The sequence below is a fragment of the Streptomyces sp. NPDC007896 genome, from assembly GCF_042959425.1.
Taxonomy (GTDB): Bacteria; Actinomycetota; Actinomycetes; order Streptomycetales; family Streptomycetaceae; genus Streptomyces.
Genome location: NZ_JBIBKX010000009.1, coordinates 346,318 through 369,626 on the forward strand (window position 1 = coordinate 346,318; position 23,309 = coordinate 369,626).

At 74.9% G+C, this 23,309-nt stretch carries 21 protein-coding genes; 2 read left to right on the top strand and 19 right to left on the bottom strand.

Annotated elements, in window-relative coordinates; translation table 11 throughout:
* Positions 1-190 precede the first annotated feature (190 nt).
* The 14 genes from ACFZDJ_RS29145 to fabD form a co-directional block, all read right to left on the bottom strand.
* Complete coding sequence (locus ACFZDJ_RS29145) at positions 191-1,822, bottom strand: AMP-binding protein (RefSeq protein ID WP_391063172.1); 1,632 nt, start codon at positions 1,820-1,822, stop codon at positions 191-193.
* Positions 1,812-2,465 (bottom strand): thermostable hemolysin, encoded by a 654-nt coding sequence (locus tag ACFZDJ_RS29150; protein ID WP_075032267.1) that lies wholly within the window; start codon positions 2,463-2,465, stop codon positions 1,812-1,814. Before ACFZDJ_RS29150 ends, ACFZDJ_RS29145 begins: the two co-directional genes overlap by 11 nt.
* A 46-nt stretch (positions 2,466-2,511) precedes the next feature.
* Positions 2,512-3,693 carry an FAD-dependent oxidoreductase gene (locus ACFZDJ_RS29155; protein WP_390939295.1) on the bottom strand — a complete coding sequence of 394 codons (1,182 nt, stop codon included), beginning with the start codon at positions 3,691-3,693 and terminating at the stop codon, positions 2,512-2,514.
* A 50-nt stretch (positions 3,694-3,743) separates the two neighbouring features.
* Positions 3,744-4,736, bottom strand: a complete 993-nt coding sequence (locus ACFZDJ_RS29160; protein WP_391063387.1) for an aldo/keto reductase — start codon at positions 4,734-4,736, stop codon at positions 3,744-3,746.
* Between the two features lie 140 nt (positions 4,737-4,876).
* Positions 4,877-5,743 (bottom strand): ester cyclase, encoded by an 867-nt coding sequence (locus ACFZDJ_RS29165; protein ID WP_391063175.1) that lies wholly within the window; start codon positions 5,741-5,743, stop codon positions 4,877-4,879.
* Between the two features lie 74 nt (positions 5,744-5,817).
* Positions 5,818-6,951, bottom strand: a complete 1,134-nt coding sequence (locus ACFZDJ_RS29170; RefSeq protein ID WP_391063178.1) for a 3-oxoacyl-[acyl-carrier-protein] synthase III C-terminal domain-containing protein — start codon at positions 6,949-6,951, stop codon at positions 5,818-5,820.
* Between the two features lie 2 nt (positions 6,952-6,953).
* Entirely contained in the window at positions 6,954-9,323 is a 2,370-nt protein-coding gene (locus ACFZDJ_RS29175) for a beta-ketoacyl synthase N-terminal-like domain-containing protein (RefSeq protein WP_391063181.1), read from the bottom strand.
* 44 nt (positions 9,324-9,367) lie between these two features.
* Positions 9,368-10,654 carry a beta-ketoacyl synthase N-terminal-like domain-containing protein gene (locus tag ACFZDJ_RS29180; RefSeq protein WP_391063184.1) on the bottom strand — a complete coding sequence of 429 codons (1,287 nt, stop codon included), beginning with the start codon at positions 10,652-10,654 and terminating at the stop codon, positions 9,368-9,370.
* Complete coding sequence (locus ACFZDJ_RS29185; protein ID WP_391063186.1) at positions 10,651-11,166, bottom strand: 3-hydroxyacyl-ACP dehydratase FabZ family protein; 516 nt, start codon at positions 11,164-11,166, stop codon at positions 10,651-10,653. Before ACFZDJ_RS29185 ends, ACFZDJ_RS29180 begins: the two co-directional genes overlap by 4 nt.
* Positions 11,163-12,440, bottom strand: a complete 1,278-nt coding sequence (locus tag ACFZDJ_RS29190) for a beta-ketoacyl synthase N-terminal-like domain-containing protein (protein ID WP_391063188.1) — start codon at positions 12,438-12,440, stop codon at positions 11,163-11,165. The genes ACFZDJ_RS29185 and ACFZDJ_RS29190 overlap by 4 nt, the downstream gene beginning before the upstream one ends.
* A complete protein-coding gene (locus ACFZDJ_RS29195; protein WP_391063191.1) occupies positions 12,437-12,889 on the bottom strand; it encodes a 3-hydroxylacyl-ACP dehydratase in 453 nt (150 codons plus the stop codon). The genes ACFZDJ_RS29190 and ACFZDJ_RS29195 overlap by 4 nt, the downstream gene beginning before the upstream one ends.
* A gap of 33 nt (positions 12,890-12,922) precedes the next feature.
* A complete protein-coding gene (locus ACFZDJ_RS29200) occupies positions 12,923-13,690 on the bottom strand; it encodes an SDR family NAD(P)-dependent oxidoreductase (RefSeq protein WP_075032275.1) in 768 nt (255 codons plus the stop codon).
* Positions 13,691-13,818: 128 nt separating this feature from the next.
* A complete protein-coding gene (locus ACFZDJ_RS29205) occupies positions 13,819-14,241 on the bottom strand; it encodes an acyl carrier protein (protein WP_225900738.1) in 423 nt (140 codons plus the stop codon).
* A 260-nt stretch (positions 14,242-14,501) separates the two neighbouring features.
* Entirely contained in the window at positions 14,502-15,470 is a 969-nt protein-coding gene (gene fabD, locus ACFZDJ_RS29210) for an ACP S-malonyltransferase (protein WP_391063194.1), read from the bottom strand.
* A 271-nt stretch (positions 15,471-15,741) separates the two neighbouring features.
* On the opposite strand from fabD, the gene ACFZDJ_RS29215 reads away from it, so the two are divergent.
* Positions 15,742-16,338 carry a TetR/AcrR family transcriptional regulator gene (locus tag ACFZDJ_RS29215; RefSeq protein WP_180362323.1) on the top strand — a complete coding sequence of 199 codons (597 nt, stop codon included), beginning with the start codon at positions 15,742-15,744 and terminating at the stop codon, positions 16,336-16,338.
* A 162-nt stretch (positions 16,339-16,500) separates the two neighbouring features.
* On the opposite strand, the gene ACFZDJ_RS29220 is transcribed toward ACFZDJ_RS29215, so the two are convergent.
* Positions 16,501-17,712 (bottom strand): FAD-dependent monooxygenase, encoded by a 1,212-nt coding sequence (locus tag ACFZDJ_RS29220; protein WP_391063197.1) that lies wholly within the window; start codon positions 17,710-17,712, stop codon positions 16,501-16,503.
* A 251-nt stretch (positions 17,713-17,963) separates the two neighbouring features.
* Here ACFZDJ_RS29220 and ACFZDJ_RS29225 point away from each other — a divergent pair, with 251 nt between their 5' ends.
* A complete protein-coding gene (locus ACFZDJ_RS29225) occupies positions 17,964-18,437 on the top strand; it encodes a DUF1772 domain-containing protein (RefSeq protein WP_391063200.1) in 474 nt (157 codons plus the stop codon).
* Between the two features lie 97 nt (positions 18,438-18,534).
* Here the strand turns inward: ACFZDJ_RS29225 and ACFZDJ_RS29230 are convergent, their stop codons facing one another.
* The 4 genes from ACFZDJ_RS29230 to ACFZDJ_RS29245 form a co-directional block, all read right to left on the bottom strand.
* Entirely contained in the window at positions 18,535-18,663 is a 129-nt protein-coding gene (locus ACFZDJ_RS29230; protein ID WP_390939316.1) for a hypothetical protein, read from the bottom strand.
* Positions 18,664-18,958: 295 nt separating this feature from the next.
* Positions 18,959-20,194 carry a helix-turn-helix domain-containing protein gene (locus ACFZDJ_RS29235; protein ID WP_390939318.1) on the bottom strand — a complete coding sequence of 412 codons (1,236 nt, stop codon included), beginning with the start codon at positions 20,192-20,194 and terminating at the stop codon, positions 18,959-18,961.
* 718 nt (positions 20,195-20,912) lie between these two features.
* Positions 20,913-21,686 carry a LuxR C-terminal-related transcriptional regulator gene (locus tag ACFZDJ_RS29240; protein WP_391063203.1) on the bottom strand — a complete coding sequence of 258 codons (774 nt, stop codon included), beginning with the start codon at positions 21,684-21,686 and terminating at the stop codon, positions 20,913-20,915.
* A gap of 320 nt (positions 21,687-22,006) precedes the next feature.
* Positions 22,007-23,299: an AMP-binding protein gene (locus ACFZDJ_RS29245; RefSeq protein ID WP_391063206.1), complete on the bottom strand. Its 1,293-nt coding sequence runs from the start codon at positions 23,297-23,299 to the stop codon at positions 22,007-22,009.
* Positions 23,300-23,309 lie beyond the last annotated feature (10 nt).

Consider the following 23,309-nt stretch of genomic DNA (forward strand, 5'->3'; position numbering starts at 1 on the left):
ACGCTCGGCCGGTGATGACCAAGCTGGCCGGGCCTACCGCCGGGCTGGCGGGATGTCAGGTCTGTGGAGCCGGCGTAAGACTGCTGGACGTACCAACGTCCCCCGCCGTTGATTCGGGGCAGCTGCTGTCTGAGAAGCGGAAAGCTCAACCCGCGAGGGAAGAATCCCCCTGCTTCAGCTGGGGGAGATGTCAAGCCTTCTCCTTGGTCTCGCCGCCGCGGGGGGCCGGGGTGCGGGGCTGGTCGAGGACGTGCGTGCGCACGACGTCGCGGCGGGGGCGTCCGGTGACGGTGAAGCAGGTGGCGTAGGCGGGGTCGTCCTCGGACATGAGGTGGACGACGGCGGCGCGTTCGATGCCGGAGAGTTTTTGCCTGCCGAAGTCGGTGATCTCGCGGCGGGCTGTGGCGGGGTCGAGGCCGGCGTCGATGACGAACAGGCCGTGGACCTGGTCGAGGCCGTCGGCGACGACGGCGGCCTCGCGGACGAAGCCGAGTTCGCGGTAGCGGGCCTCGACCCATTCGGGGGCCACGTTGCGGCCGCCCGCGGTGATGACGAGGTTCTTCTTGCGTCCGGTGATCCGCAGATAGCCGTCGGCGTCGATCTCGGCGAGGTCGCCGGTGTGCAGGCGGCCCTGGTCGTCGACGACGACGCTGGAGGGGTCCTCGCGGGTGTAGCCGGCGAACAGGGAGGTGCTGCGGATGAGGAGTTCGCCGTCGTCGGCGAGTTCGACCCGCACGTGGTCCAGGGGGCGGCCGACGGTACCGAAGCGGACGGCGCCGGGGAAGTTCCAGGACACCACGGAGGAGTTCTCGCTCAATCCGTAGCCCTCGTGGACGGTCAGTCCGTAGGCGTCGAGGCGCTGGAGGATCTCCGGGGGGACGGGGGCGCCGCCGCAGGCGATGAAGACCGGCCCGTCGTGTCCGAAGATCCGCCGGTGGCGCTCGGTGACGCTCTCGGCGGGCTGCTGGTCGCACAGGGCGAGGAAGAGGCCGGCGACGGTGGGCGGCACGACCAGGGCGGTGGGGCGGGCCGCGCGCAGCAGGGTGAGCATGCGGGGGGCGGCGTCGGCGGCGGTGCCGACCAGGGCGGTGCCCGGCGGCAGGAAGGACACCGAACCGCCCGCCAGGAAGGGCATGTAGAGGCCGGCGACCTGCTCGATGAGGAGGCTGAGCGGGACGATGGACAGGTAGCGCTCGAAGATCTCCGGGCGGGTGCGGGCGCGCAGCGAGGTGAGGAGTTCGTCCAGGCCGTGGCGGCGGATCTGTACGCCTTTGGGGGCGGAGGTGGTGCCGGAGGTGTGGATGACCTTGACGATCTGGTCGTGTGCGGGGATCTGCGGGGGCGCGGCGGGGCGGGGTGCGCGGGCCAGGGCGGGCAGGTCGAGGGCAACGGCGGGGCAGCCGTCGGGGAGGACGGGCTGGGGCTGGGGGGTGCTGGTGTGCCAGCGGGCCAGGGCGGCTTCGCCCGCGGCGTCGGTGAGGCACAGGTCGGCGCTCTCCAGGAGGGAGGCGGCCTGCTGTGCGGTGAAGGCGGTCGGGACGGGGATCTCGACGGCGCCGGCGAACAGGGCGGCCAGGTCGGCTACGACCCATTCGGGCGAGTTCTCCGCGAGCAGCCCCACCCGGGCCGGCCGGCCCAGCGCCTGGGCTCGTTCCTGGAGTTGGGCGGCCAGGGTGAGGGCGGCGCCGATCAGGTCGCGGTAGCTCCAGGCGGCGGGCGGCGAGCCGTCGGCGGCCAGCACGCGGACCATGACGGCGTCGCTGGCGGCCCGCTCCAGGAGCCCCTGGGCGAGGGAAAGACGGGTGGGGGTGTCAGGCGGCACGGGTGAGCACCCCCTGCTGCGGGCGGTTGCTCAGCAGCCGCATGTCGACCGAGGTGAAGCAGTAGCGGCCGATGGCGGCCAGCAGCAGGGTGGACTGTTCGGCGGCCTCGGCGTAGCCGACGACGGGCCGGGTGTCGTAGTAGGAGCCCCAGGCGGCCCGTTCGCCTTCGGGCAGGCGTTCCGCGCTGGCGTCGGCGAGGGGGTGGAAGACGCAGCCCAGGCGCTGCATGAGGGCGGCGAGCCGGCCGGTCATGGTCATCACCGCGTACGGGCGGCCCAGGCAGGCCATGATCAGCGGGATCGCCTTGATGATCTCGGCGCCGGCGGCGGCCCGTACCGAGGCGATGGAGCCGATCTGCAGGACCTGGGAGCGTTTGACGGGGGCGCCCACGGCCCGGGTGATGACGTCTTCGACGGGGGCGTCGAGGTAGCGCTCGAGCAGGATGCTCTCTTCCTCGGGGAAGGACAGGCCCGCGCAGGCGAGGACTTCCTCCTGGCCGTCGGCGGCGGTCTCGAAGAAGGCGAGGAAGCCGTCCGGGTCGGGCGAGATGCTCGCCTGGTACTGCTTGGCGAACACCAGCCGGGCGAGGTCCGCGGCGGTCTGCCAGTCCGGGGTGCCGCGCTCGGACAGGGTGATTCTCATGTGTGCTGCGCTCCCTAACAGGGTGGGGTGGGACGCGAAGGGGGACTCAACGCCCGAGCACCGTGGAACGGTGTGCCGCCGGGCGGGCGTGCACGGCGAGTTGGGCGGCCCGCAGGGCGCTGTTGATGGAGGTCTCGGCGAGGATGCCGGGGGCGGCGACGCTGTCGCCGGCCAGGTACACGCCGTCCCCGCGGTCGACGGCGGGCCGGTCCCGCCAGCTGAGGCCGGGCAGGTCCAGGGCGCCGGTGCGGCCGCGGGAGACGCCTTCGCGGCGCCACAGGATGCGGGTGCGCCAGCCGGGGGTGGTCAGGTCGAAGAGTTTCTCCAGCCGGGCGAGGGCGTCGGCCTTCGACTCGCCGGGCCGCAGCGGCATCTGTCCCTGGAACAGGGCCTGGCCCTTCGGGGCGAGGGAGGGGTCGTGGTCGGAGTACTGGGAGGTGAAGCCGCCCTCGTCCATGTCGAAGGAGACGTTGCCGTCCTTCTTGGAGTGGGTGACGGCCATGTCCAGCAGGGCGGCGGTGCCGCTGGGCCATTCAAGGCCGGGGTCGCCGAGCAGGCTGCGTGCGGAGGCCAGCGAGGTCGCCACGATCACCGGTCCGCCGGCGGGCAGTTCGCTCAGCCGTGAGCCGGTCTCGATGACCACGCCGCGGGCGCGGGCGACGCGTTCCATGCGGGCGATCAGCGCGCCCCAGCCGCCGATGAAGTAGCGGCTGGGCAGCGGGAAGCGGGGGGTGCCCACGCGCAGCAGCCGCTCCCACACGAAGGCCGCCGACAGCCGTCCGGGGTCGCCGTCGAAGAGGATCGGGCCGAGGAAGCCGAGGGCCTCGTTCACGGTCTGCTGGGCGAAGCGTTCGCTGGCCCAGTCCTGGAAGGAGCGGTCGACGGGTACCTCGATGCCGCGGTGGCGCCAGGTCATCTTCATGTAGCCGGACGGCAGGGTCATCCGCAGCCGGCCCTGGTGGCGAAAGCGCATCCGGGTCCACTCGTGGAAGGACAGCCGCACGTAGCGGCCGGCCAGTCCGCGCTGCAGCAGCCAGTGCCAGGCGTCGCCGTTGTCGAAGAAGGTGTGCGGCCCGTCGTTGGTGACGTAGGGGCCGGCGGCCGAGCGGGCGCGGCCGCCGGTGTGGGAGTGGGCCTCGTGGACGGTGACGCGGGCGCCCTGTTCGGCGGCGGAGATCGCCGCGGTCAGGCCGGCCAGTCCGCCGCCGATGATCGTGATGTTCGCCATGGATATCGCACTCACTTCGCCTTCGGGGGCCCGCGGGCCGGGGTCGGGGGTCAGCCCTCGAGGGTGGCCATGGCACCGACGGGGTAGCGGTCGCCCGCCGTGGAGCCGTGGGGGGCGATCTCGTCGAGGGCCGCGAGGTCGTCCGCGCTCAGCTCGACGGCACAGGCGGCGAGGTTCTCTTCCAGGTAGGTGACGCGTTTGGTGCCGGGGATGGCGACGACGTCGTCGCCCTGGGCGAGCACCCAGGCCAGCGCGAGCTGTCCGGCGGTGATCTTCTTGGCGGCGGCCAGCGCCTGCAGCCGTTCCACGATGTGCAGGTTCGTCTCGAGGTTGCCCTGCTGGAAGCGGGGCACGACGCGGCGGAAGTCGTGTTCGGCGAGGGCGTCGAGGCTGCGGATGGCTCCGGTGAGCAGGCCGCGGCCCAGCGGGCTGTAGCCGACGAAGCCGATGCCCAGTTCGCGGACGGCCGCAAGGACGCCGTTGGCCTCGACGTCGCGGGTGGACAGGGAGTACTCGGTCTGTACGGCGGTGAGCGGGTGCACGGCGTGGGCGCGGCGGATGGTGGCGGCCGATGCCTCGCAGATGCCGAGGTGGCGCACCTTGCCGGCGGTGACGAGGTCGGCGAGTGCGCCGGTGGATTCCTCGACGGGGACGGCGGGGTCGACGCGGTGCAGGTAGTACAGGTCGAGGCGGTCGGTGCCCAGCCGGCGCAGGGTGGCGTCGATGGAGGTGCGGATGTAGTCGGGGCGGCCGTTGAGGCGGCCGGTGATGGTGCCGTCGGCGGTGACTTCGTTGCCGACCTTGGAGGAGACGGTGATGCTGTCGCGGCGGCCGGCGATGACGCGGGCGACGAACTCCTCGTTGCTGTGCGGGCCGTAGAAGTCCGCGGTGTCCAGGAGGTTGACGCCCAGTTCCAGGGCGCGGTGCGCGGTGCGCAGGGCCTCCTGGTCGTCGGCGGGCCCGTAGGCGAAGGTCATGCCCATGCAGCCGAGTCCCTGCTCGGAGACCTCCAGCCCCTGGCTGCCGAGTTTTCGTTGCCGCATCATCGGTTCCTTCCTGAGCCGTGCACGGGGCGGTTGTCGTCTAGCAGTGACCGTCTAGCAGTGACGTCTAGCAGTGACAGTGTCGGTGTCTTTGCTAGAGAAGTGGTGGGGTGCCGGTCCCCCGGTGCTCGGACGGCCCGTCAGTCGGCGGTGGTCAGTTCGCTGGTGACGGACATCCAGGTGTGGCCCTCCGGGGCGGCGTTGGCGGCCAGGTGGGTCCACGGGTCGGTGCCCAGCACCGCGGCCGCTTCCTGGCGCAGCCAGGAGTCGAAGGGGTCGGCGGAGGCCGCCAGCCGGCGGGCGGCGCCCTGCGGGTCGCGGGCCTCGATCCGGTGGACCAGCACGTCCTGGCTGCCCAGGGGCTGGAGGGCGAAGGACTCCTGGAGGATGCCCGCGCGGCGCCGGGAGGCCTCGTAGGCGCGCAGCCGCTGCCCGGCGAGCTCGGCCTGAAGGGCGCGCCAGGCGCCGGCGGCGCCGGGCGGCAGCGGCAGCAGGGCGCCGGCGCTCGTGACGGTGCGGCGGGCCGCGGTGCGGGCGCCGTTGCGGGCGGCGGGGGCGAGCCGGCGCAGGCCGAGGACGGCCAGCATGTTGGACTCCACGCCGATGCCCCAGCGTTCGGCGATCAGGCCGTCGGCCAGCAGCCGCCACACCACGACGCCGGTGAACTCGATGGCCTGTCCGGTGGGCGGCGCGCCGAGGAAGTCGCCGAGGTGGGTGCCGCGCCAGGTGTTGTGGATGACGACGTGGTCGCCGTGGGCGCTCATGTCCTCGATGGTCACGTGCAGGTCGGGGAAGCCCTCGCGCAGGCCGGCGATGGTGTAGCGGACGCCTTCGAGGCCTTCGGGGGCGCCGGGCAGCGGCTGGTGGTCGACCATGTGGGGGCTGTAGATCTCGTCGACGACGGAGAAGTCGCCCTGGTTGACGAAGGCGTCGAAGACCCGGCGGATGGTCTTCTTGTTGCGTTCCTCCACGCTGCGGGCGGTGCGCTCCGTCTCTTGTATCGACACGTTCTCTCGTCCTTCGGTCTCGGCGCCCCGCGGGTGCGGGGGCGCAGGTGACAGGGGCGGGGGCGCGGGGCGGGTCAGTGGCCGGGGAAGGGGGCGTCCCAGGTGAGGGTGAGGCCCGCGTACAGGTAGCGGCTGGCCTCGATGGCCAGCAGCAGGACGGTGTCGCCGGGGCGGATGCGGCCCTCGCGCCAGCCGGCGTCGAGGGCGAGGGGGACGGCGGCGGAGCCGGTGGCGCCGACGTCGGTGAGGTTCTCCACGATGGTTTTGCTCAGGGTGGCCTGGTCGGCGGCCGACAGCCCGGCGGCGGCGTACTCGCTGGCGAAGTACTCGGCGTTGCCCTCGGGCAGCACGCACGCGTCGAGGTCGGCCAGGGCCAGGCGGGAGCGGGTGAGCAGGTCGTGGATGCCCTCGACGAAGACGCGGGGGCCGAACTGGGCGGTGCCGGGGATGTCGAGGCGGATGTCCATCAGGCGGGGGCGGCGCTGCTGTTCGGCGAGGGGGGCGTCGGTGCCGCCGCCGACGATGAGCATGCCGGGTTTGCGGGCGCCGCCCAGGGAGCGGGTGGCGAAGACGGGGCGCCGGCGGCCGTGGGCGGAGCCCTCCTCGCCGGCGCGCAGCACCAGGGCGCCGGCGCCGTCGCCGAAGGTGTAGACGGTCAGCCGGTCGCGCATCCGTACGCGTTCGGGGTCGCGGCCCAGGAAGACGGGGGCCAGCAGCGGGGAGACGGCTTCGGCGCCGATGACCAGGGCGGTGGTGTAGGTGCCGTCGGCGAGCAGCCGGCGGGCGATGTCGTGGGCCTGGACGGCGCCCACGCAGCCGGCGCGGACCTCGATGACCGCGCAGTCCTCCAGGCCGAGCTGCTGCTGGACGTAGGTGGCGGCGACGGGCAGGAGGTAGTCGGGGCTGGCGGTGGACAGGACGATCAGGTCGATCTCGCCGGCCTGGACGCCGGCCCGTTCCAGGGCCTGGCGGGCGGCGGCGGTGGCCATCTGCGAGGTGCTGGTGGTGTGGGCGCCGGTGGCCGGGTCGACCATCCAGTGCCGGCGCTGGACCTGGATGCCGTCCAGGACGTCGGCGGGCAGCGGGCCGCAGAAGCGGGCGAGGGTGTCGTTGTCGAGGGCCTCGCCCGGCAGGTGGGCGCCGGTGGCCAGGACCGAGACATGGCGTGCGCGGGGTTCGGCGGGCGGGGCCGGCGGGGTGTGGGGCATGGTCAGTTCTCCGTTGCGGGACGCAGGACGAGGCTGATGTGGGTGCCGCCGAGTGAGGAGCTGTTGATGAGCACCGGCCCGGCCGGGATGCCGCCGGCCGGGGTGCTCCAGGCGGTGAGGGCGAGGAGGGCGGCCAGCTGGGCGCCCGCGCCGACCGGTTCGCCCAGGGTCTGTTTGGGGGTGTGCACCGGGCAGCCGGCCTCGGCGGCCAGCCGGCCGGTGGCGAGGGCCTCGGGGGCATCCGCGCGGGTGAGGCCGGCGGCGTTGGCCCAGATGCCGGTCAGCTCGCCGGGGGTGAGGCCGGCGTGGGCGAGGGCGGCGCGCATGGCGCGCTCGACGCCCTCGCCCTCGCTGTTCCAGCGGCCGATGCCGGCCGCGTCGCCGGCGGCGGCGTGGCCGGCGAACTCGGCCAGGATGCGGGCGCCGCGGGCGCGGGCGCTGGATTCGCGTTCCAGGACGAGGGCGATGCCGGCCTCGGCCAGGGTGTAGCCGGTGTCGTCGAACAGCGGCAGCTGGCGGTAGGCGGCCAGCACGCCCGGGGAGAGGTCCTCGACCGCCGGGCACAGCACCGCCTCGGCGCGGTGCTGCAGCAGCAGGTCGTGGGCGACGGTCAGGGCGGAGGCGCCGGCGGCATGGCCGGTGGTGACGGTGGAGGTGGGGCCCTTGGCGCCGACGTGCATGGCGACCTGGCCGGCGGCGGCGTTGAAGACGGTGTTGGGGAAGACGGCGGGGCTGCCGTGGGCGGGGCAGCCGCCCAGCACCGGCAGCAGGAAGTCCTCGATGCTGCGCATCGGGCCCAGTCCGGTGCCCAGGACGACCCCGGTGTGCTCGTCGGCGTGAAGGCCGGCGTGGGCGAGGGCGGCGCGGCAGGAGGCGACGGCCAGCTGAGAGAGGCGGTCCATGCGGCGCCGGTCGCGGGCGCCGATGTGGGCGGCGGGGTCGAAGACGGCGCGGGCCACGCGCAGGCCGTCCTCGTCGGTGCCCAGCCGCCGCCCCTGCCGCCAGGCGTCCCACAGCGCCTGAAGGCCTTCGCCGGCGGGGGTGAGGGCGGCGCCCCCGGTGATGACGACCTTCTCGGCGGCGGGCGGGGCGGGGACGGTGAAGCGCCGTCCGGAGGGCCAGCCGAAGGCGACGCAGGCGTTGGCGCCGGCGAAGGCGAAGTTGTTGGACAGGGCGGCGTTCATGGCCAGTTCGCGGCCGGTGTCGGGGACCGCGTCCAGGCCGCACTTGGGGTCGGTGCCGGTGAAGTTGGCGGTCGGCGGGGCGGTCTGTTCGACCAGGGCCTTGACGGTGACGATGGCCTCGACCGCGCCGGCCGCACCCAGCAGGTGGCCGATCATCGACTTGGAGCTGCTCAGGGCGGTCTTCTGGGCGGCCTCGCCGAACGCGGCGCGTACCGCGTTGGACTCGGCGGAGTCGTTCTTGGGGGTGCCGGTGCCGTGGCCGTTGATGTAGCCGACGTCCCCCGGGGTGATGCCGGCGGCCTTCAGGGCGCCGCGGATGGCGCGGGCGGCGCCTTCGCCCTCGGGGTGCGGGGCGGTGGCGTGGTAGCCGTCGGCGGACAGGCCGTAGCCCAGGACCTCCGCCAGGACGGGGGCGCCCGCGGCGCGGGCCACCGACTCCTCGGCCAGCACCAGCATGCCCGCGCCCTCGCCCAGGGACAGGCCGTCGCGGTCCTTGGAGTAGGGGGCGGCGGGTTTGGCGGACAGCGACTGGAGGCTGGTGAAGCCGGCGAACGCGGTCTCGGTGAAGGCGTCGCTGCCGCCGGCGAGCATCGCGTCCGCGCGGCCTGCGGCGATCGCCTCGGCGGCGTGCGCGATGGCGTGCGCGCCCGAGGCGCAGGCGGTGTTGACGGACAGGGCCGGCCCCTTGAGAGCGAAGGCGGCGCTGAGTGCCTCGGCGATGGCCTGCGGCGGGACCAGCAGGTAGTGCAGGGCGTCGTCGGGGCGGGCGGTGCCCTCGCGGCTGCGGCGGGCGAGTTTCTCGGCGCTGCGCAGGCCGCCGTTGCAGGAGCCGAACGCCACCCCCCAGCGTTCGGCGGGCAGGCCCGCAAGGCCCGCCTCCTGGAGGGCTTCGGCGGCGGCGGTCAGCGCGAAGTCGACGGCCGGTTCCCGCTCGCTGCCGCCGAAGGCGGCCAGGTAGTCGTAGGCGGGCCGGGACAGGGGGGGCACTTCGCCGCCGATGGCCGTGCCGTAGCCGTCCATCGGCATGCCGGTGACCGGGCCGATGGCCGAATGCCCGGCCCGGATGCCCTCCCACAGCGCGGCGGCGCCCTCGCCCTGGGCGGTCACGGCGCCGACACCGCAGACCACCACGGTCCGGGGCCGGGCCGCGGTGTCCGGCCGTACGGCGCGGTCGTGGACGTCGGTCATGGCCGCACTCCTTTCGGATATGGCGGGTGTTGCGGGTGTGTCGGTCATGAGGTCCGTCCCAGGGCGAGGGCGACGGCCTGGCCCTCCAGGCCGCGGGCCAGGGCCAGGGCGCTGTCGGGCCGGGTGCGGCGGGGGGTGAGGGGGACGTAGTCGAGGTCGCACTCGGCGGCGGGGTGGTGGAGGTTGAGGGTGGCGGGCACCGTGCCGCTGTCCAGGGCGAGGGCGGCGACGGCCGCGTTCAGCGCGCCGGCGCCGCCGACGAGGTGTCCGGTCTGCGGTTTGACGCTGCTGATCTGGGCGGACTTGGCGGCCGTGCCCAGGGCGTCGTGCAGGGCGACGGTCTCGCTGGCGTCGCCCTGCAGGGTGGCGCAGCCGTGCGCGGCGATGTAGCTGGCGTCGGGGAAGGGCCGTTGGGCATCGGCGAGGGCGCGGCCGATGGCGCGGGCCAGGCCGCGGGCGCGGGGCTGGGGGCTGGGCGGGCGGACGCAGTCGTTGCCGGCGCCGAAGCCGGTGATCTCGGCGTAGCAGCGGGCGCCGCGGGCCAGGGCGTGTGCGCGTTCCTCCAGGACCAGGAGGGCGGCGCCCTCGCCGAAGACCGAGCCGGAGCGGTCGCGGTCGAAGGGCCTGAAGGCCTCGGTGCCCAGGTCGGTGCGGGTGCTCAGGACGCCCAGGCCGTCCATCTTGGACATCGCCCACCAGCCGGTGGCGTCGTCGTAGCCGCCCGCGAGCACGATGTCGGCCTCGCCGCGGCGTACGGTGCGCATGCCCCGGCCGATCGCCATCGCGCCGGAGTCGGCGGTGCCGGCGAAGTAGGCGTTGGCGCCGCGGATGCCGTACTTCTCGGAGATGTGGAAGGCGGCGGCGGGCTGCAGTCCCTCGACGAAGAACAGCGGGGCGATCACCGAGGAGGCGCTCTGCCCGAGCTGGTGCAGGTCGGGGGTGCCGTCGTCGGCGCGGACGGCCTGCAGCTGGGTGATGAGCTCGTCCATGCGGGGCATTTCCTTGTTGCTGCCCAGGAACAGGCCCGTGCGGTGGCCCAGGTCGCTCCCGTCGTCCAGGCCCGCATCTTGCAGGGCGAGGGTGGCGCCGGCCAGGGCGAGCTGGTCGCCGCGGCACAGCATGCGCAGGGTGCGCCGCGAGGCCCACTGGGCGGGGGTGAAGGAGGGGATCTCGGCGCCGATGCCGGTGCGCAGCGGGGCGGGGTCGTAGGCGCGCAGCGGTCCGATGCCGCAGCGGCCCTCCAGCAGGCTGTGCCAGGTCTCGGCGGCGCTCTGGCCGATCGCGGTCATCAGGCCGATGCCGGTGACCATCACGCGGCGCTGCTCGCTCATGCTGTGCCCTCCCGGGTCGTCTCGTCGCTGACCAGGGCCAGGACGCGGGCGGTGGCGACCACCCGGCCGCCGGCCCGGGCGGTGGCCCGGCACTCGGTGCGGTGCGGGCCGTGAGCGGTCACCTCGACGGTGAGGTGGACCTGGTCGCCGGGGCCGACGAAGTGCTTGAAGCGCACGCCGCGCACGGCGGCCAGGCGCCAGGTGCCGGGGCCCGCGGCGGTGCGGGCGAGCGCGGCCATGCTCTCCAGCAGCAGCACGCCGGGCAGCACGGGGTGGCGCGGGAAGTGGTCGGTGAAGCAGGTCAGGGTGGCGGGCACGTTGCGCACGGCCGCCGCCCGCTCGCCGACGACGGCCTCCAGCAGCCGGTCGAACCCGCCCAGCCCGCCGCCGGGCACGGCGGCGGCCGTGGAACCCGCGCCGGAGAGGGCGCCGGCCGTGACGGCCGCGGACCCCGCGGCGGGGACGGGGGCGGGGGTGGGGGTGGGTCCCGCGGCGGGGACGGTGGTGGTCATGTGTCCTCCCGCGGGGCGCCGACGACGAGGCTGGTGTTGCTGCCGCCGAACGCGAACGCGTTGATCAGGGCCGCCGCCACCGGCATCGGGCGGGCGGTGTGCGGCACGTAGTCGAGGTCCAGGCCGCGGTCGGGCCGGTCGAGGTTGACGGTGGGCGGGACCAGGGAGTGGCGGATCGCGCCGAGCGCGGCCAGCACGCCCAGGCCCAGGCTGGCGGAGGTGAGGTGGCCGGCCATCGACTTGGGGGCGCTGACCACCAGACGGCGGGCGTCGTCGGCGAAGACCTTCTTGATGGCGACCGTCTCGGACTGGTCGTTGCCGTGGGTGCTGGTGCCGTGCGCGACGACGTAGTCGATGCCGGCGGTGCCCAGCCCGGATTCGCCGATCGCCGCCTCCATGGCCTGGACGGCGCCGGAGCCGTCCGGCGGGGAGTCGGTGATGCGCCAGGCGTTGAGGGTGGAGCCGTAGCCGAGGACCTCGCCCAGAATGGGCGCGCCGCGCTCGCGGGCGGCGTCGAGGTCTTCGAGGACGACGGCGACGGCGCCCTCGCCGATCACGAAGCCGGAGCGGTCGGCGTCGAAGGGCCGCGAGGCGTGCTCGGGATCGTCGTTGTGACGGTCGGTCAGCGCGCCCAGCAGGCTGAAGCCGAGCAGGTCGAGCCAGGTGGTCAGGGAGTCGTAGCCGCCGGCGACCATCAGCCGGGCGTCGCCCTCCTGGATGGCGCGGTAGGCCTCCCCGATGGCGTGCCCGGAGCCTGAGCAGGCGGTGGAGATCCCGATCATCGGCCCGGTCGCGGACATCATCCGGGCCATCGCGCTCAGCGGCACGTTCTGGTCGTCGGTGAGGGTGACGGCCGGGGGGTGGCACAAGAACGCGTCCGCGCGGCCGGTGGTGGCGCGCAGGTGGCCGACGTCCAGGAGGGCCTGCAGTTCGGGGCGGCCGACGCTCGCGCCCATCGCCACCCCGCGCTCGCCGGGGTCGTACACCTCCTCCCCCAGGTCCTCGGCCCGTGCGGAGCGCAGCGCCTCCCAGGCGGCCGCGACACCGAACAGGCCCACCCGGGAGAGGTGTTTGCGTCCGATGCGGGCCGGGATCGCCGCGGCCGGGTCGAAGTCCTTGACCTGGGCGGCGATACGGACCGGGAAGCCGGCCGCGTCGAAGGTGGTCAGCGGCCCGACGCCGCTGCGGCCGGCGGCCAGGCCCTGCCAGGTGGTGCCGGCGTCGTTGCCCAGCGGGGTGACGGCGCCGACGCCGGTGATGGCTACTCGGGTCATCCCACCGGCCCCCCGCCCTGCAGCTGGTGCGCCATGCGCCGGGTGGCGGCCGGGTCGTCGAGGCGTTCGGCGTCGATGAGCGCGCACAGGATGCCGCTCGCCTCGAGGACGTTCTCGCCGTCCACGGTGACGGTGCCGTCCAGCAGGGCGGCCTCCTCGGTCATCGACGCGACGGTGACGTGCATGCGCAGCACCTCGCCGGGGCGCACCGGGCGGTGCGCGGTGGCCTCGCCGACCGCCAGCAGCGCGGCGCGCAGCCGGTGGTCGGTGGAGAGCATGATCAGCCAGGTGGCGGACTGGCACAGGGCCTCCAGGGCCAGCCCGAAGGGCAGCGCGGGTCCGTCGCCGGTGTCCTGCCAGTAGGTCTCCTCGGCGGAGGTGACCTTGCGCGCGGTGATGTGCTCGCGGGGCGCGCAGGTCTCGATCCGGTCGATCAGATGGAATCGCATCGTCGTCTCTTCTTCCGTTCCCTCGCGCGTCCGTTACGGGCGGCCGATGCCGAGCTGGGCGGAGAACCCGCCGTCCACGCAGAGCAGTTCGCCGGTGGTGTAGCCGGAGTCGGGGCCGGCCAGGAACACCGCGGCCGCGGCGACCTGGTCGGCGGTGGCGAACCGGCGCAGCGGGATCTGCCGCTTGATGCTCTTGCCGCCGTCGCGCTGCAGCACGCCGTCCACGAGTTCGGTCGGGGTGAACCCGGCCAGGACCGCGTTGACCCGTATGCCGAAGCGGGCGAGTTCGACGGCGGCGCAGCGGGTGAAGGAGTTCAGCGCGCCCTTGGAGGCCGAGTAGTTGGCCTGGCCGATCCAGCCGCGTTCGCCCATCGCGGAGGAGATGTTGACGATGGTGGCGTCGCCGCGGGCCATGAACTGTTCCAGGACGGCGTGGGTGCAGTGCCAGGCGCCGCCGAAGTTGGTCTTCATGACGTTCAGCCAGGCGTCCGGCGGCGCGTCGTAGATGAGGCCGTCGTCGCTGGTGCCCGCGTTGTTGACGAGGATGTCGAGGGGGCCCAGGAGGCGGGTGGCCTCCTGCACCAGGCGGGCGGCCTGCTGCGGGTCGGCGACGTCGGCGCCGACGGCCGCGGCCCGGCCGCCCGCCGTCTCGATCTCCTTGACGACCGCGGCGGCGTCCTCCTGGCGGGAGCGGTAGTTGACGGCGACGGCCGCCCCCTGCTCGGCCAGGGCCAGGGCGATGGCCCGGCCGATGCCGCGTGAGGCACCGGTGACCAGGGCGGTGCGGTCCTTCAGCTTCATCTGTCTCTTCCCGTTTCTGCTACGAGGGGGCGGTGGCCGGCCGGGGCCCGCGCGGGCGGGAGGGGCGGCGGGGGTGCGGGACGCCGTTGGCCCGCACCGCCACCGGCCCCGGGGGGAGGGGTCCGGGTTCAGGCGGCGTGCTGGGCCGCGGCCCGCTCGGTCAGCAGGTCGGTGAGGTTCTGCACGGTGAACAGGCCCAGCACGCCCTCGGCGGTCAGCGGCTCGCTGAGCTGGCTGCGGTCGAACTGCGGCAGGACCTTCTCCAGATGGGTGAGGCCGGTGTCGTTGACGACCTCGTTCTCGTCGCCGAACTCCTCGTCGGGGATGCCGCCCTGCAGCAGGGCGGCGATGTCGGCCACGGTGATCTTCACCTTGGTCGCGCGCTCGATACGGAAGAGGATGTCGAGCAGGTCGATCGACTCGGCACCCAGCTGCCCGAGCAGGGTCGCCTCGGGCACGGCCTCGGCCTCGTCGATGCCCAGGGCGTCGGCGATGGCGGCCTGGACCGCGGAGAAGTAGTCGGTCGAGGTGGGGGTCAGGGTTTCGGACACCGTTGGCTGCCTTTCGGATGGGTCGTTCCGCCGGTACCGGCCCGGGGGCCCGCACCGGCGGACGGGAGAGGAAAAAGAAGAGAAGAGAAGGGAGGAGAGGCGGAGGGAAGAGGGGCGGAGGCGGGACGGGACTGGACGGGCGGGGCGGGGGCACGGGGGGCGCTGAGGGGGCTGGGACCGGGGCCGGCGGGAGCCGGCGGGAGCGGGAGTGGGAGTGGGAGTGGGCGGTGGGGCGGGCGGGGGCCGGTCCGCGCGCCGGGTCAGGCGGCGGCGCCAGGGGCGGGCTCCTGCCCGAGCTCGCGCAGCAGTGCGGAGATCCGGCGCGGGTCGTGGGTGCTGCGCACCACTGAGTGGACGCCGGTGCGGTTGGCGAAGCCGCTGAGCACCCGGCCGGGACCGACCTCCAGGCAGCCGCCCACGGGGTGCGTGGCCGCGGCGTCCAGTACGTCCACCCACCGCACCGGCCCGGCCAGCTGACGGCGCAGCAGATCGCGGGCGTGGCCGCCGTCGCGCACCAGGGTGCCGGTCACCGAGCTGATCACGGGCAGCCGGGGCGCGCTGAAGCGCACGCGCTCCAGTTCGGCGGCGAACTCGTCCTCGATCGCCCGCATCAGGGAGCAGTGGAAGGGTGCCGAGACCTTCAGCGCCACCGCCCGTTCGGCGCCCGCGGCCAGCGCCCGGCGGGCGGCCTCCTCGACCGCGGGGCGCTGCCCGGAGATCACGCTCTGGCCCGGCTCGTTGTAGTTGGCGATCTCCACCACGCCCAGCGGGGCGCAGTCCGCGCAGATCTCCTCGATCCGGGCGGCGCCAAGGCCCAGTACGGCCGTCATCGCCCCGCCGACCCGGCGGGAGACCCCCGCCATCAGCTCGCCCCGGCGGCGCACCAGCCGCAGCGCCTGATCGGCCTCCAGGACTCCGGCGGCCACCAGCGCGGGGTACTCCCCCAGGCTGTGCCCGGCCACCACGGCGGGCACGAAACCCGCCTCCTCGCGCAGTATCTGAAGGACCGCGAGGCTGGTGGCGACGATGGCGGGCTGGGCGATCTCGGTCGGGGCCAGCTCCTCCTCCGGCGCGGTGCTGCACAGCGCGGTCAGCGGCAGGCCGGTCGCGTCCTCGGCGCGGGCCAGGACGCGTCCGGCGGTGCGGGGGTGTTCACGCAGCAGATGCCCGGCCATGCCCGCGCGCTGCGAGCCCTGCCCGGGAAACATCGTGAAGAGATTGTCGATCATCCCCGTTCCTGCCTCACTGAGTTGTCGGAAGAACCGTCGGAGAAACTGCCGGAAGAGCTGCCGGAAGGGCTGTCCGAAGACCTGGAAGAACGGTCCGCGGAACGGTCCGGGAGAGCGGTCCGAAGAGCTGTTTTCAGAGCCGGAGAAAGGTCATCGGGCGGTCGGCGAGCGGTGCTCGATTCTGTGAATCTGCCACGGGGCTCTGGCGCATTCCTTGAATGCGTCTGGACCGGCACTACGGCGCCCGGCAATCAGCAACTAACGTGCTGGCATGGTGAGGATGAGTGCAGACGAGCGGCGCCGGAGCGTCATCCGCGCGGCCGTGAGCGAATTCGCCCGGGGCGGGTACGACGGCACGTCCACCGAGGCCATCGCCCGGCGTGCGGGGGTGTCGCAGCCGTATCTCTTCCGGCTCTTCGCGGGCAAGCGGGCGCTCTTCCTCGCGGCGGCGCGGTGCTGCCTGGCCGACACCGCCCGGCTGTTCACCGAGGCCACCGAGGGCCTGGCGGGCGAGGAGGCGCTGCGCGCCATGGCCAACGCCTACACCCGCGTCATCGTCAAGGAGCCGGAGCGGCTGCTGATGCAGATGCAGGTGTACGTCGCGGTGGCGGCGGGCGAGGCGGACGGTGACGCGGCGTTCGGGGAGGCGGTGCGGGCCGAGTGGCGGCGGCTGTGGGACACCGTCCACCGGCCGCTCGGCGCGGACACCGGCCAGACCACCACGTTCATGGCGTACGGGATGCTGGTCAACGTCCTGGTCTGCCTGGGGTTTCCGCCCGGGGACCCGCTCTGGGACGGGCTGTATCCGGCGGCGCGGGCCGGGGCGCGCCGGCCGGACGCTCTGCAGCGGCGCCCGGCGCCCGGCTGACGCCCGCCGGGCGGGCCGCCCCCGGAGCCGGTGGCAGGACGGCCACCGGGCCGGGCTGGACCGGGCCGGGAACCAGGGGCCGCGGGGAGGACAGCCGGGGCCCGGAACCGGGCCTGGAACGGGGGGGTTCCGGGGCAGGGGGTCCGGGCCGCGGGGCGGGCGTCAGTCCACGGTGGCGGTCGGGGCGGGGGCCGGGCGGGGGGCCGGGGCCCAGCGGGTGCCGTAGGCGACCTGGCCCTTCTCCGCGGCGGCGAAGGCCTTCGTGTTCCAGTTCTTGCGCATGAACGCCTCGCGCGCCCGGATCAGCAGCGGGTTCTGCACCGCGCCCATCCGCCCGATCCGCCAGGCGATGCGCTGCAGCGGCGCGGTACGGGCGCGGCGTTCGCGCTCGTAGCGGCGCAGCGCGGCGACGGGGTCGCCGGCGTGCTCCAGGTGCTCGGCGAGGACCAGGGCGTCCTCCAGGGCCTGGCAGGCGCCCTGGCCGATGTTGAAGGTGATGGGGTGCGCGGCGTCGCCGAGCAGGGTGACGCGGCCCTGGCCCCACCGGCGTTCGGGGCTGCGGCCCTCGACGTCGCCGCGGATGATGCCCTCCTCGGGGGTGGCGGCGAGGATGTCGGCCACCGGGCCGCCCCAGCCGCGGTGGCGGCGCAGCAGCATCTCCCGTACGCCGGGCGCGTCGCGTCCGCCCGCGGGCCCGTTGGCCACGCTCATCCAGTGGACCAGGCCGGGTGCGACGTCGTAGTAGGTGAAGCGGGTGCCGGGCCCGAACATCGCGTTGAAGGTGCCCGGCGGGATGTCCGGGTGCTGCAGGGGGGAGCGGCCGCGCCAGGCGATGTAGCCGCTGTAGCGGTTGCGGGCGGGGCCGAAGAGGGCGTCGCGGACCGTGCCGTGGATGCCGTCGGCGCCGATCAGCAGGTCGCCCCGTTCGCTGCCGCCGTCCGCGAACCGTACGGTGACCCCGTCCTCGTCCTGTTCGAAGCCCATCACGTGGGCCCCGGTGCGCACCGGGGAGCCGTGCAGGGCCTCGCGCAGCACGCCGTGCAGGACGGAGCGCTCGACGGCGATCGTGGGCGCGCCGTAGCGCTCGACGAAGTCGCCGACCGGCCAGGCGCCCAGCACCTCGCCGCGGTGGGTGCTGAAGTGCGCGACCTGCTGGGCCGGGGCCCTCTGGAGGACCTGTCCGGCCACGCCCAGGCAGTCCAGCGCGAGCACGCCGTTGGTCCAGATGTGCAGGCCCGCGCCGCCGTCGCGCAGCTCGCCGGCCCGTTCGAAGACGACGGGCTCAAGGCCGGCGCGCTGGAGCGCGAGGGCCGCGGCCAGGCCGCCGATCCCTCCGCCGGCGATGAGTATGCGACGGGCACGTCCAAGGGCCATGGGTCTGTCTCCTCGTGGCTGTCCGGGCGGATGTCCCCGCGGGGAGGGGACGGCACTCCGCTGCGGCCCGGGGTGCTCCCTCGTCGTTCTTGCGGAATCCCCTGCGGACCACTGGAGTTGTCAACGCTAGCATTCGAAGCACTGAACTTGATAGTGTCGGCAGTACATCTAGCGTTGATAAATCCAGGTGTTGACACATCCACGTGGCGGCAGGCCATGTGGCAACCGGCAGACGGACAAGGGTGGTTGTGATGGAAACCCTCGTACAGACCCTGGCCGTGGTGGCCACGATGGCCAACGCGGTGGTCTACGGCACCGATGTCTTCTCCGCGATCGTGCAGCGGCCGGCCCTCGCGCACGTCGACGACGCGGTGCTGACCAGCACCATGGGGCAGATCCACCGTTTCGGGGACCGCCGGATGCCCGTCCCGGGCATCTTCGGCCTGCTCGCCACGGTGGCCACGGCCCTCGCGGCCGGGTTCGGCGGCCACGTGACGGCGGCCGCCGCGGCCGCCGTCGCGGCCGCCGCCCTGGTGGTGTGGCTGGCCGTCTACAACAAGGTGAGCGCGCCGGTGAACAAGGAGCTGACCGACGCGGCCCTCGACTGCCGCACCTCGCCGAACGCGCGGGGCCTGCAGCGCACCTGGGACAGCGTCATCAACGCCCGGGTCGTGCTGCAGGCGGTGGCGCTGGGCGCGATGTGCGTGGCACTCGTGGCGTCCTGACACCGCAGAAGGCGGGCGCCGGGGCGGACGGGCGAGGGGGTGGGGCAGGGAACCCGCGGGTCTCCTGCCCCACCCCCTTCCCGTCCGGCGGCGGCCCCTACTGCAGGGCGATACTGCCCAGGACGGACGTCTCGGTGTCCTCGTCCAGGCCGTCGGTGATCTCACTGCCGAATGCGGGGCTGAGCTCCGGCTCGTTTCCTGCGGAATTCTTCTTCTTGCTGACCACGGTGGTGTCCCTTCGGGCGTGAGCGGCCGATACCGTACCGAGATTCACGAAGGGCCGCACCACGCGTCAAGGCGCATTGCGCCGCGTCCACCGAAATGCGAGGCGCCCTCGAGAAATCCGGCAAAAGAAATACGCATTCCGCACCACGCTCCCCCGCGGCCGGCGGGAACCAGTACGCCGCCCGCCCCGCCCGGATTCCGCCCCGCTCCCCCGCTCCCGCTCTCCACTCCCCCGCCACCCCCGCCTCTCCCGCTTTTCCTCCCGCGGCGGTCTGTCCGGGCGGGGCGGGCGGCGCTCACGCCGGTCCGGCCGGGGCGGCCGGGGCGGGCCGGGACTGGGCGAGGGCGTCCGCGAGGGTCCGCCAGATCTCCGCCGCGAGGTCGATGTTGGCGTCCGCCTGGGCCTGCTGCGCCAGGGTGCGCAGCCCGTCCACGCCGGAGGCGTCGCCGCCCAGGATCAGCAGCTGCTGGCGCAGGATCTCCAGCCGCACCCGGTCGCGGTAGGTCATCCTCGGCTCGTCCCCGGCCAGGTCGCCCAGCAGGGCGCGGGCATCGTCGTAGCGGCCGGTGGCGAACGCCAGATCGGCCTTCAGCGCGGTCAGGTCCTGGCGCAGGGCGGGCGTGCCGACGAAGGCGAGGGCGGCCTCGGCCTGGGCGGCGCAGGCCTCGGCCCGCGCGGGGTCGGGGGGCAGGGTCTGCAGGTGCAGCCGGCCCGCGGCCAGCCGCAGCCTGAGCCACAGCACCAGGTCCTCCTGGCTGCCGAAGCGCTCCAGGGCCGCGTCCAGGCAGGCCTGCGCCCCGGTGTGATCGCCCTGGCGCACCCGGACGGCGGCGGCCGTCCACATCGCCTCGGCCCACAGCGCGTCGGTGCGGCCGTCGACCAGCGCGGCCAGTTCGTCGGCGTGCACCCGCGCCTCCGGCACCTGCCCGGCCTCCGCCTGCACCGACACCAGCGCCAGCAGCGCGGCGGCCCGGTCCTCCACGCCCAGCCCCTCGCCCAGGGCGAGCCGGTGGGCGGCGACGGCCGCGTCCAGGGCGGGGGTGATCTCACCGAGCGAGCGCAGGCAGCGGGCCAGCCGGGTCAGGCCGCGCACCCGCAGCTCGGCCGAGCCCACCTCGTCGCCGAGCGCGACCAGCCGGTCGAGATCGGCGCGCTCGGCGGCGTGGTCGCCCTGCAGCCGGGCGGCCCGGGCCAGCAGCCACAGCGCCTGCCAGCGCAGCACCGCGCTCTCGTGGCCCTCGGCGGCCAGCGCCGCGCGCAGCGCCCCGATGGCGTCCGCGGAACCGGTGGAGGACGCCAGCGTCAGCGCGTGCGCCAGGGAACCGGTCACCGGCTCCTCGAAGTCGGCGACGTCCAGGCCCAGCCGGCCCGCCAGATAGCCCACGGCCCGGTCGGTGGGCTGGCGCGCCCCCGATTCCAGGCGGGAGAGATAGCCGGTGGACATGCCCTCGCCGGCCAGCGCCGTCTGCGACAGCCCCTGGGCCGTCCGGAGCTTTTTCAGGCGGTGTCCGAACGCGGGCTGTCGCAGCATGACCGAATCCCCTGGGGTGAGCGGGCAAGAAAGTTTCGCCGGGAGCCGCCCCGAGCGTAGGGCGCCGGGCAACACGCGGGCAAACCTTTGCCAGGCTCCCGCCGGGAATCTCGTGCCGCTCTCACGCGCCTCTCACGCGCCTCTCGTGGACTCCTCCAGCGTTCCTCCAGCGCGGCGGGGCACGCTCGGCAGGACCCGGCCGGCGCACCCGGCCGGGTGCGGAGCCCCTCCGCAGGTCAACGCCCGGGAGTCGACGATGAGGCCATCGGTGTGCGCACCACCCCGGGCGGCGTGGACGGCCGCCGCCCGGCACGGCAGCGGCCCCTCCCCGGCGGCGGACACCGGCCGCCCCGCCCCTCCCGCACCGGACACGCCGTCCGACGAGGACATCGGCTGGCCCAAACGATGCGCCCCGCCCGGACCGTAACCCCCGTAACCCCCGTAACCCCGTACCCCTTTGCACCTCTGTGCCCCTGTGCCCCCGTGCCCCTGTGCCCCCGCCGCCGGGCCGGGCGGGGGTACGGGTGCGGATGCGGGTGCGGGTGCGGGTGCGGATGCGGATGCGACGGATCAGGACGCCGGCGCGGCATGCGCCTGCACCTGCGCTTGCGTCTGTGCCGCGTTTCCTGCCGTGACGGGGCCCTCGGGCCAGACCCGCCCGGCCGGCCGCGGGCGTGGACGTGTGCGGGAGGCTGCCGCTGCTGCTGTGGGCGGGCGGTCAGCCGGAGGGGGCGTCGGCCACGGAGGCGGCCGGGCGCAGGGGGGCGGCCGGGGGGCGCAGGCCGGATTCGAAGGCGTAGATCGCGGCGTGGACGCGGTTGCGCAGCCGCAGCTTGTGCAGCAGGTTCTGCACGTGGGTCTTCACGGTGTGCTCGGACAGGGTCAGCGACCGGGCTATCTCGCCGTTGGACAGGCCGCGGGCCAGCAGGTCCAGGACCTGGCACTCGCGGTCGGTGAGCCGGTCGGGGCTGACGGGCGAGATGGGCGCCAGGGGCCCGACGGCCGGCCGGCGCCCGGGCGGGGGCGGGGTGGGGCCGTGCACCAGGGTGTATCCGGCGGCGGCCAGGACGACCGCGGAGGCCAGCTGCCCGGCGGTGGCGGTGGCCGGCAGGTGGCCGCCGGCCGCCCGGCCGGCGGCGTCGGTGCGGCCCGGGCCGCCGAGGGTCAGCAGCGGCAGGTCACCGCCGCCGAAGGCCGGCGCGGCAAGCTGTCCGCCGCCGGGCGCGCCGTGGGCGACCAGGACGTGCGGGGGCAGGGCGGCCAGCGCGCGCAGCAGCGGCGGTCCCGGTTCGCTCTCGCCGGTGACGCGGATGTCGGGGTGGCCCTCGAGGAGGGCGGTGATGCCGCGGCGGGCGAGCGGGTCCTCGCCGATCACGTGCACACGCACGGCGGCCTGCGCGCCCGGGCGGGGGGCCGGGACCGGGCCGGCCGCCTCGCCGGGGGCGGGGGCCGGTGCGGGGAGCACGCGGAGTGTGGCGTGCCGCTCGTCCATGGCGGTCTCCTCCCTGTCTCCCGGGATGTCCCGCCGGTCCCTGGACGTCCCGCCGGTACTGGATTGTCCTGCCGGGTCCTGGGATGTCCCGCCCTGTTCACCGTAGGCGGCGGCCGCGGCCGTGTCCGGTGCGCTCCAGCGGGCCACGACCCGTCCGCTACCTCCTCTCACCCCGTCTCGCCCCGTCTCGCCCCGCGCCGGGGGTGAGGGTCAGGAGGCCTCCACGGCGGCCCGGGCGTGCAGCCGGCGGCGCAGCTCACGGCCGGCGGGAAGCGGCGTCGGGGGCTGAACGCCGGGGCATCCCCGCAGGGATCAAAGGGTCAGGCGGAAACGGACCGGGGCGCATCCACCAGGTGCAGTCCGCCGTCCGCGTCGAGATAGCCCGCATCGCCGGTGGACAGCCAGCCGTCCGCGTCCTGCGGCACCCCGGCCGGGCCGGCCGACAAGCCGGGGCTCAGCTGCGGTCCGCGGATCTGCACCTGGCCGGTCGACCACACCGGCGCGGGCCGGGCGCCGCCCGGCAGCACGACCCGGCACTCGGTGCCCGGCAGCGGCACCCCGACCGCGCCGAGACCGGGCCGCGAGCCGGGCGGCTGGTGGTGGGAGAGGGCACACACCTCGGTGAGGCCGTAGCCCTGCAGGACCGGCACGCGCAGCGCGTCGCGCAGCCGGCGGGCACGGCCGGGCTCCAGCGCGCCGCCGCTGACGTGCAGGGCGCTCAGCCGGTGCCCGCCCGTGCGGGCGGCGGCCCCGCCCAGCCGGGTGTCGCCGGCGAGGCGGTGCAGCCGGGCGGGCGGGGCGTAGAAGTGGGTGGCCCCCGCCCGCACGGCTGCTTCCAGCGCCCCGAAGGGATCCGGGTGGGGGCACAGCACCTGCCGGGCCCCGGCGTGGACGGCCGAGTTGAGGTGCGCGGCGTGGTAGTGCGGCAGGTGGTTGAGGACGACGGAGGAGGGGCCCAGACGGTGGGCGAGCGCGGTCTGGGCGGCGCCCGCGAGGAGGTTGCGGTGCGTCAGCCGCACCCCGTTCAGCCGTCCCGCACCGTCCGGGGCGAACTGCAGGCACGCCACCGCGTCCACGCCCGGCGTCGGTGTCCGCGCGGACCGGCCGGCCGGCACCGACGCCAGCGCCCGCGCCAGCGGCACACCCCCGCCCGCACCCGTCGGCGTGTCTGCTGCCGCGTCCGCCGGGATGTCCGTGAGGACGACGGTGTGCAGCAGGGGCAGCCGGTCACCGAGCCCGGCGAGCAGCCCGGCCAGCGCGGCGGGTACGAAGGCGATCTCGGCCCCGGCCGCCGAGCACACCTCGTACAGGGCGGCCGGCCCCGTCAGCGGGTCGAGCAGGGCGAGCGGGTGGCCGCTGCGGACGGTGCCGTAGTACACGGCGGGGAAGACCGCATCGAGGGTGGCGGCCGCGGCGACGACCGCGCCGGCCCGGCCCGCGGCGCGCCGCACGTAGTGGGCGACACGGTCCGCCTCCCGGTCCAGGGCCGCGAACGACACCCCTGCCCCTGCCCCTGCCCCTGCCATGGTGACGGCCGGGGCGTGCGCGTCACGGGCCGCGGCCCGCCGCAGCAGGTCGTCCAGCGGGCTCTCCAGATACCTGAGGATGGGCACGGCACGACCT